The following is a 1,649-nucleotide window of genomic DNA, read 5'->3' as shown; positions in this document are numbered from 1 at the left end:
GCACCAGACGTATAACGTACACCTAAAACTCCTACTCCGCTCTCTTCAGCCCGTACTTCTCAATCTTACTGTACAAATGGCTCCTCTGAATATCTATATCATCGGCTGTTTTTGATACATTCCAGTTGTTTTTCTCCAATTTGTACTTGATATAATCGCGTTCAGCAAAATCTTTATATTCCTGGAAATTCGTGAACTGGTCAAAGTTTGTTGCTGCAGCGGCTGATTCATTTTCCGCTAAAGGTGTAGCAGAAGCAGGGTTCGCAAAAGTGCGTACATCCTTATCTGTTATAACTTTATCGCTAAGGATTATCAAACGTTCGATCATATTTCGGAGCTCACGGATGTTCCCGGTCCATGGCATAGCCTGCAATGCTTGCATTGCAGCTTCGTTGATTGTTTTAACCGGAATACCATAGTCCTGGCAGATTTCATTGCAAAAGTTTTGCGCTATAAGTGGAATGTCATCTTTACGCTCGGCCAGATTAGGAACATGAATGAGGATAACACTTAGCCGGTGGTATAAGTCCATCCGGAAATTACCAGCTTCAATTTCTTTTTGAAGATCTTTATTTGTCGCAGCAATGACCCTTACATCGACATCAATTTCCTTTTCGCCACCTACACGGGTAACTTTGTTCTCCTGAAGTGCACGCAGAACTTTAGCTTGTGCGGATAAACTCATATCTCCGATCTCATCCAGAAATAAAGTTCCGCCACTTGCCTGTTCGAATTTACCTATCCGCTGTTTAATCGCGGAAGTAAATGAACCTTTCTCATGGCCGAAAAGCTCACTCTCAATTAATTCTGAAGGAATAGCTGCGCAGTTAACTTCAATGAGTTGGGAATTAGAACGGTTTGATTTTTCATGCAGCCATCTGGCAACAAGCTCTTTACCACTACCATTAGCTCCTGTAATTAGTACCCGGGCATCAGTAGGAGCAACCCGTTCAATCGTATCTTTAATCCGGTCAATTCCGGAAGATTGCCCGAGCATTTCACGAACCTTACTTGCTTTGCGCTTTAGTACTTTGGTTTCCGTAACAAGATTCTTCCGTTCAAGTGCATTCCTTACGGTAATAAGGAGCCTGTTAAGGTCGGGCGGTTTTGAAATGAAATCAAAGGCGCCTTTTTTACTTGCTTCGACCGCAGTCTCAACAGTACCGTGTCCGGATATCATGATAAATGGCAGATCAGGTTGAATAGAAAGCCCTTCGGTAAGAACTTCCATCCCGTCCATCTTATTCATTTTGATATCGCAGAGGATCAGGTCATATTCATTCTTTTTAATAAGTTCCAGAGCATCAGGCCCATTATCGATGTCTTCGACCTGGTATTCCTCATATTCAAGGATTTCACGAAGTGTATTCCGGATTGCCCTTTCATCGTCAATTATCAAAATTTTTGCCATATGCTATTTGTGATCCTTTTTTTTATTCTGCGATCAGAATCAGCGAATATAAGGATTGTTTGATTATTAGTAAATGATTAAGAATGAGTAATGATTAAAAAAGTCCTTCCCGAAGGAAAGACTTTAATTTTTAAAAAAGCAAGCCTGTAAGCCGGGTTCTGTATCCGCCCAGGGCGGTATCTATCATTTATCTAGCCACGCAATTGCTCACGCAGTCTAACGACCTACCCATTCCGGA

1 protein-coding gene is annotated in these 1,649 nt (G+C 41.7%); it reads right to left on the bottom strand.

Annotated features, from left to right (window positions below):
* Positions 1–31: 31 nt before the first annotated feature.
* Positions 32–1,411, bottom strand: coding sequence for a sigma-54-dependent transcriptional regulator (locus WBJ10_RS09885; protein ID WP_424289803.1), 1,380 nt, complete (start codon positions 1,409–1,411; stop codon positions 32–34).
* Positions 1,412–1,649 lie beyond the last annotated feature (238 nt).

The organism is Daejeonella sp. (genome assembly GCF_049655485.1).
In the GTDB taxonomy this organism is placed as follows: Bacteria; Bacteroidota; Bacteroidia; order Sphingobacteriales; family Sphingobacteriaceae; genus Daejeonella.
Note: the sequence above shows the minus strand (reverse complement) of the source record. Positions and strands in the feature narration are given on the sequence as shown.